The 352-nt window shown below is 40.6% G+C and carries 1 protein-coding gene; it reads left to right on the top strand.

Annotated elements, in window-relative coordinates; translation table 11 throughout:
• Window positions 1-352 (top strand): hypothetical protein (locus AC3XQU_RS23325; RefSeq protein ID WP_489876529.1); only part of this gene is annotated, 352 nt, incomplete at both ends.

The following is a 352-nucleotide window of genomic DNA, read 5'->3' on the forward strand; positions in this document are numbered from 1 at the left end:
GGCTTAACATCAAATGGACTCAAGCTGAAAGACATCCATCGCGTAGCGAATTCATTAATAGAATTGGCAAAGGACAAAGTTGCATCTTCGACAAACATCAAATCCATAGCTAAGCACTCAAGGCTTCAGGAACACTTGGTCGAAAAAATACTTAGAGAATTTCTTTCTTTTGAGCCTGGCGAAGTAAATACCACTCTTGCATTTCCGCCTATTAGCAACGATATTGACTATTACTTCAAACCAGCCATATCCATGAATGGTGAATACTATGTTTACCCTAAGAGCATCTGCGCGCTTGGAGCACTAAACTCTGTCCTAAACGTAATCTCAGCTCCAAATAAACAGCGTTCTC

It is taken from the genome of Telluria sp. AZSoR62 (assembly GCF_058111565.1).